Below are 506 nucleotides of genomic sequence, written 5' to 3' on the forward strand. Positions count from 1 at the left end.
GTCCCCGATCCCGGGCCGGGTGAGGCGGTGGTGGACGTGCAGGCCTGCGGGGTCTGCCACACCGACCTGCACTACCGGGAGGGCGGGATCAACGACGAGTTCCCGTTCCTGCTCGGCCACGAGGCCGCCGGGACCGTGGCCGCGGTGGGGGAGGGGGTCACCGACGTCGCGGTCGGGGACTTCGTGGTGCTGAACTGGCGGGCGGTGTGCGGGCAGTGCCGGGCCTGCCGCAAGGGCCAGCCGCACTACTGCTTCAACACCCACAACGCGGCGCAGAAGATGACCCTGGCCGACGGCACCGAGCTGTCCCCGGCGCTGGGCATCGGGGCGTTCGCCGAGAAGACGCTCGTGCACTCCGGGCAGTGCACCAAGGTCGACCCGGCCGCGCCGGCCACCGCGGCCGGGCTGCTCGGCTGCGGGGTGATGGCCGGGGTGGGCGCGGCGATCAACACCGGCGCCGTGCAACGCGGGGAGAGCGTGGCGGTGTTCGGCTGCGGCGGGGTCGG

General features: G+C 74.5%; 1 protein-coding gene. It reads left to right on the forward strand.

Annotated features, from left to right (window positions below):
- Positions 1 to 506: alcohol dehydrogenase catalytic domain-containing protein (locus HK417_RS24750; RefSeq protein WP_222273553.1), on the forward strand; the 506-nt coding region annotated here is incomplete at both ends.

Origin of the sequence: Modestobacter marinus, assembly GCF_019799945.1 — a bacterium.
Lineage (GTDB): Bacteria > Actinomycetota > Actinomycetes > Mycobacteriales > Geodermatophilaceae > Modestobacter > Modestobacter marinus_B.